At 71.9% G+C, this 14,345-nt stretch carries 16 protein-coding genes; 12 read left to right on the top strand and 4 right to left on the bottom strand.

The genetic code is table 11. The features are described from left to right. The first annotated feature begins 1 nt into the window (after position 1). The 5 genes from BM342_RS16040 (at position 2) to BM342_RS16020 (ending at position 4,542) form a co-directional block, all read left to right on the top strand. A complete protein-coding gene (locus BM342_RS16040; protein ID WP_092967925.1) occupies positions 2-700 on the top strand; it encodes a riboflavin synthase in 699 nt (232 codons plus the stop codon). Next, on the top strand, positions 697-2,001 hold the full coding sequence (gene ribA, locus BM342_RS16035) for a GTP cyclohydrolase II (RefSeq protein ID WP_092967923.1): 1,305 nt from the start codon (positions 697-699) through the stop codon (positions 1,999-2,001). Before BM342_RS16040 ends, ribA begins: the two co-directional genes overlap by 4 nt. Then, positions 1,998-2,468: a 6,7-dimethyl-8-ribityllumazine synthase gene (gene ribH, locus BM342_RS16030; protein WP_092967921.1), complete on the top strand. Its 471-nt coding sequence runs from the start codon at positions 1,998-2,000 to the stop codon at positions 2,466-2,468. Before ribA ends, ribH begins: the two co-directional genes overlap by 4 nt. Before the next feature lie 71 nt (positions 2,469-2,539). Further along, on the top strand, positions 2,540-2,893 hold the full coding sequence (locus BM342_RS16025) for a Fe-S protein (RefSeq protein WP_092967919.1): 354 nt from the start codon (positions 2,540-2,542) through the stop codon (positions 2,891-2,893). A gap of 275 nt (positions 2,894-3,168) precedes the next feature. Beyond that, positions 3,169-4,542 carry an MFS transporter gene (locus BM342_RS16020; protein WP_092967917.1) on the top strand — a complete coding sequence of 458 codons (1,374 nt, stop codon included), beginning with the start codon at positions 3,169-3,171 and terminating at the stop codon, positions 4,540-4,542. A 106-nt stretch (positions 4,543-4,648) separates the two neighbouring features. Here the strand turns inward: BM342_RS16020 and BM342_RS20025 are convergent, their stop codons facing one another. Continuing rightward, positions 4,649-5,002 carry a hypothetical protein gene (locus BM342_RS20025; RefSeq protein WP_177232223.1) on the bottom strand — a complete coding sequence of 118 codons (354 nt, stop codon included), beginning with the start codon at positions 5,000-5,002 and terminating at the stop codon, positions 4,649-4,651. Here BM342_RS20025 and BM342_RS20020 point away from each other — a divergent pair. Then, on the top strand, positions 4,989-5,198 hold the full coding sequence (locus tag BM342_RS20020) for a four-helix bundle copper-binding protein (RefSeq protein WP_177232222.1): 210 nt from the start codon (positions 4,989-4,991) through the stop codon (positions 5,196-5,198). The genes BM342_RS20025 and BM342_RS20020 overlap by 14 nt on opposite strands. 58 nt (positions 5,199-5,256) lie before the next feature. On the opposite strand, the gene BM342_RS16010 is transcribed toward BM342_RS20020, so the two are convergent. Beyond that, positions 5,257-5,610, bottom strand: a complete 354-nt coding sequence (locus tag BM342_RS16010; protein WP_092967915.1) for a hypothetical protein — start codon at positions 5,608-5,610, stop codon at positions 5,257-5,259. Between the two features lie 143 nt (positions 5,611-5,753). Between BM342_RS16010 and BM342_RS16005 the strand changes: the two genes are divergently transcribed. The 6 genes from BM342_RS16005 to BM342_RS15980 all read left to right on the top strand — a co-directional run bounded on the left by BM342_RS16005 (position 5,754) and on the right by BM342_RS15980 (position 11,494). Beyond that, positions 5,754-6,671, top strand: a complete 918-nt coding sequence (locus BM342_RS16005; RefSeq protein WP_092968743.1) for a pseudouridine-5'-phosphate glycosidase — start codon at positions 5,754-5,756, stop codon at positions 6,669-6,671. A gap of 4 nt (positions 6,672-6,675) precedes the next feature. After that, positions 6,676-7,611: a carbohydrate kinase family protein gene (locus tag BM342_RS16000; RefSeq protein WP_255368862.1), complete on the top strand. Its 936-nt coding sequence runs from the start codon at positions 6,676-6,678 to the stop codon at positions 7,609-7,611. A gap of 33 nt (positions 7,612-7,644) precedes the next feature. Further along, complete coding sequence (locus BM342_RS15995; RefSeq protein WP_092967913.1) at positions 7,645-7,872, top strand: hypothetical protein; 228 nt, start codon at positions 7,645-7,647, stop codon at positions 7,870-7,872. Positions 7,873-7,984: 112 nt separating this feature from the next. Next, the gene (locus BM342_RS15990) at positions 7,985-9,871 is read left to right on the top strand and encodes an ABC transporter ATP-binding protein (RefSeq protein ID WP_092967911.1); all 1,887 of its coding nucleotides are present in this window, start codon (positions 7,985-7,987) and stop codon (positions 9,869-9,871) included. A 154-nt stretch (positions 9,872-10,025) separates the two neighbouring features. Then, the gene (locus BM342_RS15985) at positions 10,026-10,496 is read left to right on the top strand and encodes a GNAT family N-acetyltransferase (RefSeq protein WP_092967909.1); all 471 of its coding nucleotides are present in this window, start codon (positions 10,026-10,028) and stop codon (positions 10,494-10,496) included. A gap of 173 nt (positions 10,497-10,669) precedes the next feature. Then, a complete protein-coding gene (locus tag BM342_RS15980) occupies positions 10,670-11,494 on the top strand; it encodes a hypothetical protein (RefSeq protein WP_092967907.1) in 825 nt (274 codons plus the stop codon). 280 nt (positions 11,495-11,774) lie between these two features. Here BM342_RS15980 and BM342_RS15975 read toward each other — a convergent pair whose 3' ends face one another. Then, a complete protein-coding gene (locus tag BM342_RS15975; RefSeq protein ID WP_092967905.1) occupies positions 11,775-12,191 on the bottom strand; it encodes a DUF1622 domain-containing protein in 417 nt (138 codons plus the stop codon). A 262-nt stretch (positions 12,192-12,453) separates the two neighbouring features. Beyond that, positions 12,454-14,322, bottom strand: a complete 1,869-nt coding sequence (locus tag BM342_RS15970) for a phosphoenolpyruvate carboxykinase (GTP) (RefSeq protein WP_092967903.1) — start codon at positions 14,320-14,322, stop codon at positions 12,454-12,456. Positions 14,323-14,345 lie beyond the last annotated feature (23 nt).

The raw sequence follows: 14,345 nt of genomic DNA, 5'->3' as shown, positions 1-14,345 counted from the left end.
CATGTTCACCGGAATCATCGAAGACCTGGGCACCGTCACCGGCGTCGAGCACACGGCCGACGCCGCGCGCATCACCGTGCGCGGCCCGCTGGCCGTGACGGGCGCCAAGCACGGCGACTCGATCTCGGTCTCGGGCGTCTGCCTCACGGTCGTGTCGTTCGACGACGAGTCGTTCACGGCCGACGTCATGGCCCAGACGCTCGCGATGTCGACGCTCGACACGTTCGAGGTCGGCCGCCGGGTCAACCTCGAACGTGCCGCCCTCGTGGGCGACCGCCTCGGCGGCCACATCGTGCAGGGCCACATCGACGGCACCGCGCAGGTGCTCGAGATCCGTCCCGGCGACGCGTGGCGGGTCATCCGCTTCTCGCTCGACGCCGCGCACGCGGCCCTCGTCGTCGACAAGGGCTCGATCGCGGTCGACGGCGTCTCGCTCACCGTGAGCGCGCTCGGCGACGAGCCCGACGGCTCGTGGTTCGAGGTGTCGCTCATCCCCGAGACGCTCACGGCCACGACGCTCGGCGCACTCGCCGTCGGCGACCGGGTGAACATCGAGACCGACATCCTCGCGCGGCACGTCGAGCGGATGCTGCGCCTCGACGCGCACCGATCGCTGCCGTCGTCGCTCGCGGCGCCCGCGGCGCCGGCCGTGGCGCCCGTCGCCGAACCCTCGCCCGCCACGATCGGAGGAACCCGATGAGCCTCGCAACCATGCCGGAGGTGCTCGAGGCGCTGCGCGCCGGCAAGCCCGTGATCGTCGCCGACGACGAGGGCCGGGAGAACGAGGGCGACGCCATCATGGCCGCCGAGTTCGCCACGCGCGAGTGGATCGCCTGGATGGTGCGGCACACGAGCGGCTACCTCTGCGCGCCGATGCCGAACTCGTACGCCGACCGGCTCGAGCTGCCCCTCATGGTCGAGCGCAACGAGGACCTGCGCGGCACGGCCTACACGATCTCGGTCGACGCGGCCGACCGCACGTCGACGGGCATCAGCGCGAGCGACCGGGCGCACACGCTGCGCGTGCTCGCCGACCCCGAGTCCACGCCCGACCGTCTCGTGCGCCCCGGGCACGTCATCCCCCTCCGCGCCGTCGAGGGCGGCGTGCGCGAGCGCGCCGGGCACACCGAGGCCGCCGTCGACCTCATGCGCCTGGCGGGGCTCTCGCCGGTCGGCGTCATCGGCGAGATCGTCACCGACGACGGCGACATGATGCGCCTGCCCGGCCTCATCGAGTTCGGCGCGAGCGAGGGCCTGCCCGTCACGACCGTCGCCGCGCTCATCGAGTGGCTGCAGACCTGGCACGCCGGGCAGGACCTGGCCGGCGGCCCCGTGCTCACCTCGGTGCCCGAGTCCTCGCCCGTGAGCTTCGAGGTCGAGACCGGCCTGCCGACCGTGCACGGCGACTTCCGGGTGCGCGCCTACCGCGACCAGGAGACCGGCGCCGACCACGTGGCCTTCATCGCCGGCGATCCGGCGACGGATGCCGCGGGCGCCGTCGTGCGCGTGCACTCCGAGTGCCTGACCGGCGAGGCCTTCGGGTCGCTCAAGTGCGAGTGCGGGCCGCAGCTCGACGCCGCGCTGCAGGAGATCCAGCACGACGGCGGCGTCGTCGTGTACCTGCGCGGGCACGAGGGGCGCGGCATCGGCCTCATCAACAAGCTGCGGGCCTACCGCCTGCAGGAGGACGGCCTCGACACGCTCGACGCGAACGTGGCGCTGGGGCTGCCGGCCGACGCGCGGGACTACCGCGCCGCGAGCGCGATCCTCGCCGACCTCGGCATCGAACGCGTGCGGCTGCTGACGAACAACCCCGAGAAGGTGCGCCAGCTCGAGATCCACGGCATCCGGGTGACCGAGCGGCTGCCGCTCGTCGTCGGCGTCGGCGCGGTCAACACCGGCTACCTCGAGACCAAGCGTCGCCGCATGGGCCACGCGATCGACGACGCCCAGCTCGCGGATGCCGCGGCTGAGGCCCTTCTGGAAGGACACGCATCATGAGCGGAGCAGGCTCCCCCACCCTCGACGTCGACGGCACCGGGCTCGAGGTGGTCATCGTCGCGGGCAGTTGGCACGACGTGATCACCGACGCGCTCATCGCCGGCGCGACGCGCACCCTCGAGGCGGCCGGCGCGTCGTTCTCCCTCGTGCGGGTGCCCGGCAGCTTCGAGCTGCCCGTCGTGTCGAAGGCGGCCCTCGAGGCCGGCGCCGACGCGGTCGTCGCCCTCGGCGTGATCATCCGCGGCGGCACGCCGCACTTCGAGTACGTGTCCGCGGCCGCGACCGACGGCCTCACGCGCGTCGCCCTCGACACGGGCAAGCCCGTCGGCTTCGGCGTGCTCACCCTCGACGACGAGCAGCAGGGGCTCGACCGTGCCGGCCTGCCCGGTTCGAAGGAGGACAAGGGACGCGAGGCGGCCGAGGCGGCCATCGCGACCGCGCGGGCGCTGCGCGCCGTTCGCGGCTGAGTCGCCGCCCGGGCCGTTTCTCAATCCTTCGATGGTCGACTTCGACGAGCCGTAGAACCTAGACTCGCGATATGGAGATCTTGCGCCACATCGTCGTGTTCATCCACCTCATCGGCTTCGCACTGCTGTTCGGTGCTTGGGCGGTCGAGGCGGTGAACCGCCGCTACGGCGTGACCCGCCTCATGAACTGGGGCCTGCTCATCGCCGGTGTCGCGGGCCTCGCGCTCGCCGCACCCTGGGGCATCTCGTACGACCTCAACTACGCCAAGATCGGCACGAAGCTCATCGTGCTGGTGATCATCGGCGCCTTCATCGGCATCGGCTCGGCCCGCCAGCGCCGAAACGAGGCCGTGCCGCGCTGGATGTTCTGGGCGATCGGCATCCTGACCGCGCTGAACGCGGCGCTCGCCGTCATCTGGCGCTGACCCGCCCGAGCACGAGCTCGCACACGCAGACCACCGAACGGTCGGATGCCTCGGCATCCGACCGTTCGTCGCATCATCGACGCCGCTCGTCGACGGGGGCCGGCGCTCGCGGGGTCGCCGCAGCAGGCCCGACGTAGGGTTGGTCGGTTGCCACAAGCGACGATTCCCCCGCCTGCCCCCGTTCCCAGCCAGACCGACACGCCTCGGGGCGCAGCGTTCGATCACCGATCGCGCGAGCTCGGCTCGCCCGATCATCGTTTGGAGTCTCGCCAGCAATGCCAGCAACACCCGCGGCCACGGCCGCATCCCCCGCAGCACCGACCACCCCCGCGAATCCGCGCAGTCGCGTCATCCTCGCGAGCCTCATCGGCACGACGATCGAGTTCTACGACTTCTACGTCTACGCCACGGCCGCGGTGCTCGTGTTCCCGCACCTCTTCTTCCCGACCGGCGACCCGACGACCGCGCTGCTCGCCTCGTTCGCCGTGTTCGGCGCGGCCATGGTCGCCCGCCCGCTCGGCGCCATCGTCTTCGGCCACCTCGGCGACAAGCACGGACGCAAGGCGACGCTCGTCGGCGCGCTGCTCACCATGGGCATCGCGACGTTCCTCATCGGCGTGCTGCCGACCTATGCGCTCGTCGGCTGGCTCGCTCCGCTCCTGCTCGTGATCCTCCGCATCGCGCAGGGCTTCGCGCTCGGCGGCGAGTGGTCGGGCGCCGCGCTCGTCGCGACCGAGAACGCCCCGAAGGGCAAGCGCGCCTGGTACGGCACGTTCCCGCAACTGGGTGCTCCGATCGGCTTCATCATCGCGAACGGGCTCTTCCTGATCATCGCGGCCGTGCTCCCCTCCGACGACCCGTCGATGCCGTCGCAGGCGTTCCTCGACTGGGGCTGGCGCATCCCGTTCCTGTTCTCGGTGGTCATGGTCGCCGTCGGCCTCTGGGTGCGCCTGCGCCTCGTCGAGTCGACGGCCTTCACGAAGGCGTCCACGCAGGGCAAGCTGAAGCGCCTGCCGCTCGCGACGGTGTTCAAGAGCTACTGGAAGCAGCTGATCCGCGGCACCTTCTTCATGCTCGCCACCTACGTGCTCTTCTACCTGATGACGACGTTCTCGCTGAGCTACGGCCGCGCGCCGGTCGAGGCCGCCGACGGCGCCCTCCCGGGCCTCGGCTACTCGTACAGCACGTTCGTGCTCATGCTCATCGGCGGCGTGCTCTTCTTCGGCGTGTTCACGCTGGTCTCGGGTCCGCTCGCCGACCGCTGGGGTCGTCGCAAGACGCTCATCTGGGTCACGCTCGGCATCATCGTGTTCGGCCTGGCCTGGGTGCCGCTGCTCGACGCGGGCTTCGCGGGCGTCATGGTCTGGCTGGTCGTGGGCTTCTCGCTCATGGGCCTCACGTTCGGGCCCATGGGCGCGCTGCTGCCCGAGCTGTTCCCGACGAACGTGCGCTACACGGGTTCGGGCATCTCGTACAACGTGTCGTCGATCCTCGGCGCCGCAGTCGCGCCCTTCATCGCGGTGGCGCTCTGGCAGGCCGGCGACGGCAGCCCGTTCTGGGTGGGCATCTACCTCTCGGTCATGGCCGTGCTGACCCTCATCGCGCTCCTCGTCTCGAAGGAGACGAAGGACGTCGACATCGACGCGTAGCGCTTCGGGCGAACGGATGCCGCGGCATCCGTGATGCGCGACGGAGGGGCGGATGCTGCGGCATCCGCCCCTCTGCGCGTGCGTCCGCGCCGAGGTGAGGAACCGTTCACACGAACGTCACGGACGGGACTTCACGCCCGAACCGGCCCGACGTAACATGACGTAACAGGGCCGCCGAGTCATCCGCCGCCATCCCCCGGCGCTCGAAGCCCGGAAGCGAGCGTGCAGCGATGAACATGACGATGGACATGATGAAGGGCGCGATGTCGTCGTCGGAGATGCCCATGCAGGGCATGGATCCGATGATGATGCAGGAGTGTCTCGAGGCCCTCTCGGCGTGCATGCAGGCGTGCGTCATGTGCGGCGATGCCGACGCGGCCGAGGGCATGGGCCGCTGCGCGTCGATGTGCGCGAACTGCGCCGACATGTGCGACACCATGATGAAGATGATGCTGCGCATGCACGGCTGGGACATGGGCGTGATGATGTCGATGATGCAGTCGACCGCGATGATGGCGCGCGCCTGCTCGGCCGAGTGCATGATGCACGCCGAGATGAGCGAGCACTGCCGCATGTGCGCGATGGCCTGCGATCAGGTCGTCATGTCGATGGAGAAGATGATGGGCATGATGAGCGAGGCCATGCCGATGGCGTGAGTTCGCCCGGCCCGTGTCGCGAGGCGGAATCGGCGAGGGGTCAGGAATCGGCGAGAGGTCAGGCGTCGGCGACGCTGAAGCGCTGCTCGCCCGCGACGAGCACGCCGTACAGGCCGTGCAGCGCGATCGGGTCGCCGGTTGCGAGCGCGCCCGCGAACGCCTCGTGATGCCAGACGCGGCGGATGCCGCCGTCGAGCGTCGCGAGCCAGGCGAACCCGGTCGTCGCGTCGACCGAGGTCACGATCGCGTCGACCCACTTGCTCGCGGTCGCCGCCGCGAGGCGGGCCTGCACGGCGTTGATGCCGTGTCCTGGGCGATCGCTCGAGCACTCCTCGGCGTGCACGCAGCCGCGCATGACCGAGACCTCGCCCGTGCGGGGCGTGGTGGCGGCGTGCGGCTCGCGGTGCGACATGAGGGCTCCTCGGGGTTCGATGCGGTGCAGGCGACGATACGCTCGCGACCTCCGGATGTCGCGTGGCCGCGTCACACGCGGAAACACGCCGCACGGCGGGCCGTCCGGCCCCGGGCAGGACGCCGAGCCCTACGATGACGCTCATGCAGGCACCCGCCCCCGGCATCCGCATCGGCGACGAGGTCCGCGACGCGCTCGCGGCCGGCCGGCCGGTGCTCGCGCTCGAGTCGACGATCCTCACCCACGGGCTGCCGAGCCCGCGCAACCTCGAGGTCGGGCTCGCGTCGGAGGTGCAGGTGCGCGAGCTCGGCGTGACGCCTGCCACGATCGGCGTGGTCGACGGCACCCCGGTGGTCGGGCTCTCCCCCGCCGAGATCGAACGGTTGTGCACGTCGGAGACGGTCGTGAAGGCGAGCCTGCGCGACCTGCCGATCGCCCGGGCGAAGCGGCTCGACGCCGGCACGACCGTCGCGGCGACGGCCTGGCTCGCGCACCGCGCCGGCATCCGCGTGATGTCGACGGGCGGGCTCGGCGGCGTGCATCGCGGCGCGAGCGAGACGTTCGACGAGTCGGCCGACCTCGGCACGCTCGCCACGACGCCCATCACGCTCGTGAGCGCGGGCGTCAAGTCGATCCTCGACATCGGCGCGACGCTCGAGCGCCTCGAGACGTTGAACATCCCGGTGGTGGGCTACCGGACCGATCGGTTCCCGGCCTTCACCGTGACCGACTCGGGCTTCGCGCTCGACTACCGCGTCGAGAGCCCGTCGGATGCCGCCGCCCTGGCGCTCGCACGCGACGAACTCGGATTGCCGCAGGCCGTGCTCGTGGCCAACCCGGTGGACGCGGCGAAGCAGCTCGACCCCGAGCTGCACGATCGGGCCCTCGCCGAGGGGTTGGCCGCGGCATCCGCCCAGGGCATCACGGGGCACGACACGACGCCGTTCCTGCTCGACCACGTGCAGCGTGCGACCGGGGGCGCGAGCCTCGAGGTGAACCTCGAGGTGTACCGGGGCAACGTCGCGCTCGGTGCGGAGATCGCACGTGCCGTCGCCGGATGAGGCCGTGACGGCCCGCGATCTGGCAGCGGAGCGGGCCGCCGGATCGGACCGCCGCGTGCTCGCCGTCGCGGGCGACCTCGTCGAGGACATCGTCGTGTGGGCGAGCGAGCCCGTGCACCACGCGACCGACACCGCAGCCCGCGTGCACCGGGCGCGCGGCGGCAGCGCGGCGAACGTCGCCGCCCTCGCGGCCGCACTCGTGCCGACCCGGTTCGTCGGCAGGGTCGGTGCGGATGCCGCGGGCGACGCGCTCGAGGCCGCCCTCGTCGCGAGCGGGGTCGACGTGCGCGTGCAACGGGCGGGCCGCACCGGCACGGTCGTCCTGCTCGTCGACGTCGACGGCGAACGCACGATGTACCCGGATCGCGGCGCCTCGGCCGAGCTCGCCGACGTCGACCCCGCGTGGCTCGACGGGGTCGCCTGGCTGCACCTGCCCGCCTACGGGTTCGAGCGCGAGCCCATGCGCGGCGAGCTCGCGCGACTCGCGGCGCTCGCGCATGCGGGCGGTGGGGCCGTCTCGGTCGACGCCTCGTCGACCGGCCTGCTCGAGGGGCTCGGCGTCGGCTTCGCGCTCGAGCTCATCGGCGGCATCCGGCCAGACGTGCTCTTCGCCAACGAGGGCGAGGCCGAGCTGCTCGGGCTGACGGGCGGCGGGCCCGCCGCGGCATCCGTCGCCCCGACCGTCGTGGTGAAGCACGGCGCGCTGCCCACCGACGTGATCGTCGGCGGGCGCCTCGCGGCTCGGATCGACGTCGAGCCGGTGACCGGCATCCGCGACCTCACGGGTGCGGGCGATGCGTTCGCGGCCGGGTTCCTCGCGGCGATGCTGCGCGGTGCGGATGCCGCGGCGGCCGCGCTCGCCGGGCATCGCGCCGCGGCATCCGTGCTTCGGAATCCGGGCGCGCACGCGACGGGCGACCTTCGCGTCAACGAGAGTTGACGAACGCGCGCATCGTCAATTACGGTTGACGACATGGACGACACCACCCTCCGCACCGCGATCGCCGCCGCCGACGGCGACGACCCCTACCGAGCGCTCCGCGACCTGCACCACGCGCGCGTCGAGGTGCTCCGCGAGCTCGACCGCGCCGAGACCGTCGCGGTACGCCGCGCCCGCGCGACCGGAGCCAGCTGGCAGCTCATCGCGCTCGCACTCGAGGTGTCCAAGCAGGCCGTGCACAAGAAGTACGGTCGCAGCTGAGCTCGATCCGCGCATACGGCGGACCATCAGAGTGCGGAGTCGTAGGCTGGTTCGGGCGATCCGCGCGGGCCGACCGACCACGGGCTCCGCGCGCCGCGCCCAGGAAGAGACGATGAGCCAGACGCAGAACCGCCCAGCCCGCCGCAGCCCCTTCGCGAGGCCCGCCAAGACCGAGGGCCCGCGCGCCTCGTTCAAGCAATTGCTGCCGTTCATCTTCGAGCACCGGCCAGTGCTCATCTGGGTCGCCGTGCTCTCGATCATCGCCGCGCTCGCGAGCCTCGCCCAGCCACTGCTCGTCGGCCAGGTCATCACGGTCGTCGAGTCGGGCGAGGTGATCGGCCCCATCGTCTGGGCGCTCATCGCGCTCGTCGTCGTGAACGCCGTGATCACGGGCTACCAGCACTACCTGCTGCAGCGCACCGGCGAGGGCGTCGTGCTCTCCAGCCGCAAGCGCCTCGTCGCGAAGCTGCTGAACCTGCCCGTCTCGGAGTTCGACACGCGCCGCACCGGCGACCTCGTCTCGCGAGTCGGCAGCGACACCACGATGCTGCGGGCGGTGCTCACGCAGGGCCTCGTCGAGGCCATCGGCGGCACGGTCACGTTCATCGGCGCGCTCATCGCCATGCTCATCATCGACCCGGTGCTGCTCGGACTCACGGTGCTCGTCATCGCGATCGCGCTCGTCACCGTCACCCTGCTCTCCCAGCGCGTGCGGAGCGCATCGCAGGCCGCGCAGACGAAGGTGGGCGACGTCGCGGCATCCGTCGAACGTGCGATCGGCGCCGTGCGCACCATCCGGGCGGCCGGCGCGACCGACCGCGAGATCCGCTCCATCGAGGTCGAGGCCGAGGGCGCATGGAAGATGGGCGTCGACGTCGCCAAGCTCTCGGCGCTCATCGTGCCCGTCGCCGGCATCGCCATGCAGGTGTCGTTCCTCGTGGTGCTCGGCGTCGGCGGCTACCGCGTCGCCGACGGCTCGATCACGGTCGCGAACCTCGTGACGTTCATCCTCTTCCTGTTCATGATGATCATGCCGCTCGGCCTGTTCTTCGGCGCGATCAGCTCGGTCAACCAGGCCCTCGGCGCGCTGGGCCGCATCCAGGAGATCCTCGACCTGCCCGACGAAGACGCGAACGACCGCGACCTCGCACCCCTCGCCCTCATGGTCGGCGAAGCCAACGCGGGCGTGCTCCCGGATGCCGCGGCCATCAGCTTCGACGACGTGCACTTCGCCTACGCGGCCACCCGCAGCGACCCCGCCGATCCGGCGAACGACTCGGCCGACTCCGTCGCCGCGGAACCGTCGGTCACCGACCGCCAGCCGGTGCTGCGCGGCGTCTCGTTCGACGTGCCCCGCGGTCAGCGCATCGCGCTCGTCGGCCCCTCCGGTGCAGGCAAGTCGACGATCCTCGCCCTCATCGAGCGGTTCTACGACCCGTCGGTGGGCAGCGTGCGCATGGGCGGCCTCGACCTGCGTGGCCTCGACCGCGGCGAGCTGCGCGCGCAGATCGGCTACGTCGAGCAGGACGCGCCGGTGCTCGCCGGAACCCTGCGCGACAACCTGCTGCTCGGAAGCCCCGACGCGACCGACGACGAGTGCGAGCACGTGCTGCGCGCCGTCAACCTCGGCACGGTGCTCGACCGCGACGCGCGCGGCCTCTCGGCACCCGTCGGCGACGACGGCATCATGCTCTCGGGCGGCGAGCGCCAGCGGCTCGCCATCGCGCGGGCACTGCTCGCGGCCCCGCCGATCCTGCTGCTCGACGAGTCGACCTCGTCGCTCGACGGCGTCAACGAGCGCATGATGCGCGAGGCCATCGACCAGGTCTCCGCCGGCCGCACGCTCATCGTGATCGCGCACCGACTTTCGACCGTGGTCGACTCCGACCGCATCGTCGTGCTCGACGGCGGCCGCGTCATCGGCGAGGGCACGCACGGCGAGCTCGTCGCCACCGTGCCGCTCTACCGTGAGCTCGCCGAGCACCAGCTGCTCGTCTGAGCCGACCCTTCGGCAGGGCGGATGCCGCGGCGCGCGTTATGCGCCCGCGGCATCCGTCGTCTCGGGCGACCCTCGGCAGGCGCGTCGTGCGTGCCCGCCCCGCGATCGACACTCGACTGGCGCGTGGCCGCAGTCGCCTGCGATGCTGCCTTCCATGCCCGAACGCGACGACCTCACGCCGAAGCCGCTCACCTCCGAACGCGCGGGCGAACTGCTCACCCTGCAGCGAGCCGCGTACGCCTCGGAGGCCCAGCTCTACCGCGACCCGTTCCTGCCCGCCCTCACGCAGACGCTCGACGACCTGCGCGCGGAGCTCGATACCGGCCCCGCACTCGGCGTCGAGTTCGGCGCGCGGCTGGTCGGCGCCGTCCGCTGGACGCTCGACGGCGGGGTGGCCCGCATCGGCCGGCTCGTCGTCGCGCCCGATCTGCAGGGCCGCGGCATCGGCACGGCCCTGCTCCGCAGCGCCGAACTGGCGAGCGGAGCCGAGCGCTTCGAGCTGTTCACCGGGCACCTCAGCGAGGCGAACCTCCGGCTCTACGAGCGGGAGGGCTACCGCCGAACTCGTCGGGTCGAGCTGCATCCCGGCGTGGAACTGGTCTACCTGGCGAAGGTCCCCGGTTGATCGACGGGCAGAGCTGATCGACGGGTAGGGCGGTAGGGCGCGACGGAATCTCGGGGCTGACCCGAGCAAACCTCAGGGTCTGCTCGGATGGAGGTCGAGCCGCGCGTTCGTAGCGTGTGGTTCTGCGTCCGAAGTCCGGATGCCAGCGACATCCGCACCGAAGGAACCCCATCATGAGCATCGCCCCCGTGACCGACCTGCGCGACGTCCGCGACGCACGCGCCGCGACGAGCCTCGACCGGCTGCCCGTCGACCTCATCGAGGACCTGCCGAACGCCGTCGCCGACGAGAGCACCGCCCGGCGCGGACACGGCGATTCGTTCGACCGCGTGCAGTCCAGCCTGCAGGCCTGGCTGCGCACGTGGCAGCCGCAGCGGCTGCCCGCGTTCACCCCCGTGCGCGACGTCGCGCCGACCGGCCTCGCCGGGGCCTCGGCGCTGCGGTCCTCGCCCTCGGCCCCCGACGGCGCCGTGCGGCTGACCGCCTCGCTCTATGACCCGCCCAACCGCGGCGAAGGCGCCCTCGCCTGGTCGCGCAACTGGGCGAGCATCGCCGTGCTGCCGCCTGCGCGCGAGTCGGGTCGACTGTTCTACCGGTTCCGCGTCTCGAGCCGCCTCGTGCTCGACGGGCAGGCCGACCTCGGCCTCGTGTCGACGAGCGTGAACTTCGGCGTCGTCGCAGATGCCGCGAAGGCCAGCCCGTTCGAGACCCCCGGGTTCCAGACGCCCATCGTGCGCCCGCTCGTCGGCGTGACGTGCAAGGCCGACCAGGACGCCTCGGCATCGCACGTGTTCGAGGGCTCCATCGCCGTGCGCCAGGGCGAGACGCCCGCGCTCGCCTTCGTCATCGGCACCGAGCTGCTCTTCGAGAACGGCTGGGTGCGCGTGCACGAGGGCACGAGCACGTGGATCGGCCCGGTCGAGCCCGGCGCGACCGGCACCGTCGAGTACCGCTACGCGCCCACCGCGCTGCTGCGCGTGCTCGGGCACCTCGACTGACGCCCCGCCGCGCCACGCCACGCCACGCCACGGCGTCGGCCATTCGCCGATCGGTCACGATCTGCCGCTTCAGACCCGGAGAAGCGGCAGATCGCGACCGATCGGCGTCTCCCCGCCGCCCCGGCCGCGCACGTCGCCGGCCGCTCGTCGCGGATCCCGAGCGTGCGCAACTCCGGGCGGCCAGCACGACGCGCCGCCGACGAACGGCGACACGCCGCGAGACGGGCCCGGGATCCGGAGTTGCGTCCGCGCAGATGGCCCGCGCGGGCGTCGCCGCCGCTCAGGCGGTGGTCGGGCGCGCCCCGGCCGCCTCGGCGGGGTCCGAATCACCGGGCTCGGCCTCGCCGGCACCGGCGCGCTTCTGCCACGGCCACCGTCCCGAGATCTCGAGTTCGAGCGACCAGCTGAGGAACGTCCTGATCAGCACGATGATCGCCAGCACGCCGACCGACTCGAGCGTCGGCGTGACGGCCACGGTCTTGATGATGTCCGCCGCGACGAGCAGCTCGAGGCCGAGCAGGATCGCCCGCCCGAGCACGCGCCGGAACCGCGTGTAGACGGGGCTGCGCCGCCGGAGCCCGCGGAACGCCGCGTCCACGCTCGCGTAGAGCACGCCGACCACGATGGCGACGACGCCGAGCACGTCGATGACCTCGCCGACCGATTCGATGAACCTGCCGAATGCGAACTCGCCCATGTCGCCCCCTCGCGCCACACGCTAGCGGCGCGGACGCGAAGCCGGGGCGCGACGTGCCGATCCCGCGGCGCACGCCCGCACGCCCGCGCGCCGAACGCCGAACAACGCAGGCCGCGCGCCGAACGCCGCAGACGGCACCCGCAGACATGAAGAGCGGATGCCGCAGGCCGGCGCACCTTCCCGTGCACGCCGGCCCGCGGCATCCGCTCTTCGCACCCGACGACGCGCCCGTCCCCCTGGGCGCGTCGTCGAGTGCGGTGCGCTACGCGCCCTGGTGTTCCAGGTGGTAGCGCAGGCTCGCGAGCTCGGCGCGGAGGGCCGCCGGCACGCGATCGCCGAACTGCTCGAAGTACTCCTCGGTCAGTGCGCATTCGGCGAGCCAGGAGTCGCGGTCCACGTCGAAGAGCTGCTCGAGCGCGGCATCCTCGATCTCGAGGCCGTCGAGGTTCAGGGCGTCGGATGCCGGGAGCAGGCCGATCGGCGTCTCCTGCACGTCGGCCTTGCCCTCGAGGCGCCCGACGATCCACTCGAGCACGCGGGCGTTCTCGCCGAACCCGGGCCAGAGGAAGTCGCCGTCGGCGCCCTTGCGGAACCAGTTGACCTGGAAGATGCGCGGCGCGTTCGTGCCGAGCGTGCGGCCCATCTTGACCCAGTGGCTCCAGTAGTCGGCCATGTTGTAGCCGCAGAACGGCAGCATCGCGAACGGGTCGCGGCGCAGCTCGCCGACGGTGCCCTCGGCGGCCGCGGTCTTCTCGCTTGAGATGGTCGCGCCCATGAACACGCCGTGCTTCCACGAGCGGGCCTCGGCCACGAGCGGCACGTTGGTCGCGCGGCGTCCGCCGAACAGGATCGCGTCGATCGGCACGCCGTCGTGGGCGTCCCAGTCGTCGGCGATCTGCGGGCACTGCTGCGCGGCCACCGTGAAGCGCGAGTTCGGGTGCGCCGCGGGCCGGCCGGAGGCCGGGGTCCACGGGTTGCCCTCCCAGTCGGTGAGCTCGGCGGGCACCTCGTCGGTCAGGCCCTCCCACCAGACGTCGCCGTCGGGGCGGAGCGCGACGTTCGTGAAGATCGTGTTGCCCCAGAGCGTGTCGACCGCGGTCGGGTTCGTCGACGCACCCGTGCCGGGCGCGACGCCGAAGAAGCCGGCCTCGGGGTTGATCGCGTACAGGCGGCCGTCGGCTCCGGGCCGCATCCAGGCGATGTCGTCGCCGATCGTCTCGACCTTCCAGCCGGGGATCGTGGGCTGCAGCATCGCGAGGTTCGTCTTGCCGCACGCCGACGGGAACGCCGCCGCCACGTGGTAGACGCCGCCCTCGGGCGAGGTGATCTTGATGAGCAGCATGTGCTCGGCGAGCCAGCCCTCGTCGCGCGCCATCACGCTCGCGATGCGCAGCGCGAAGCACTTCTTCGCGAGCAGCGCGTTGCCGCCGTAGCCCGAGCCGTACGACCAGATCTCACGCGAATCCGGGAACTGCACGATGTACTTCGTCTCGTTGCAGGGCCATTCGGCCTCGGCGACGCGGTGGCCCACGCCGTCGACGAGCGGGTGGCCGACCGAGTGCACGGTGCGCACCCACGGCTCGCCCGCCTCGATGAGGCGGTAGACCTGCTCGCCCATGCGCGTCATGATGCCCATCGAGAGCACGACGTAGGGCGAGTCGGTGATCTCGACGCCGAGCTGGCTGATGGGGCCGCCCAGCGGACCCATCGAGAACGGCACGACGTACATCGTGCGGCCCTTCATCGAGCCGTCGAAGACGTCGTCGAGCTCGCCGCGCATGGCCTTGGGGTCGCGCCAGTTGTTCGTGGGGCCGGCGTCCTCCTCGTAGGTCGAGCAGATGAACGTACGATCCTCGACCCGGGCGACGTCGCGCGGGTCGGTGCGTGCGAGATAGCTGTTGGGACGCCACTCGGGGTTCAGCTTGATGAGCTTGCCCTCGGCCACGAGCTGCTTCGTCAGCAGGTCCGCCTCGTGCTTCGAGCCGTCGCACCAGACGATCTCGTCGGGCTTGGTCAGCGCGGCGATCTCGGCGACCCAGGCGCGCAGGTCGTGGTCGGTGGTGCCGTGCGGCACGGGGGCCGATGCTTCGACGGATGCCTCGGTGCCGGGCGTGAACTCGGAGATGGTCATCGTCGTCCCTTCTGTGGTGCCGG

Source organism: Agromyces sp. CF514, assembly GCF_900113185.1.
GTDB lineage: Bacteria > Actinomycetota > Actinomycetes > Actinomycetales > Microbacteriaceae > Agromyces.
This window is presented reverse-complemented; position numbering and strand designations above follow the sequence as displayed.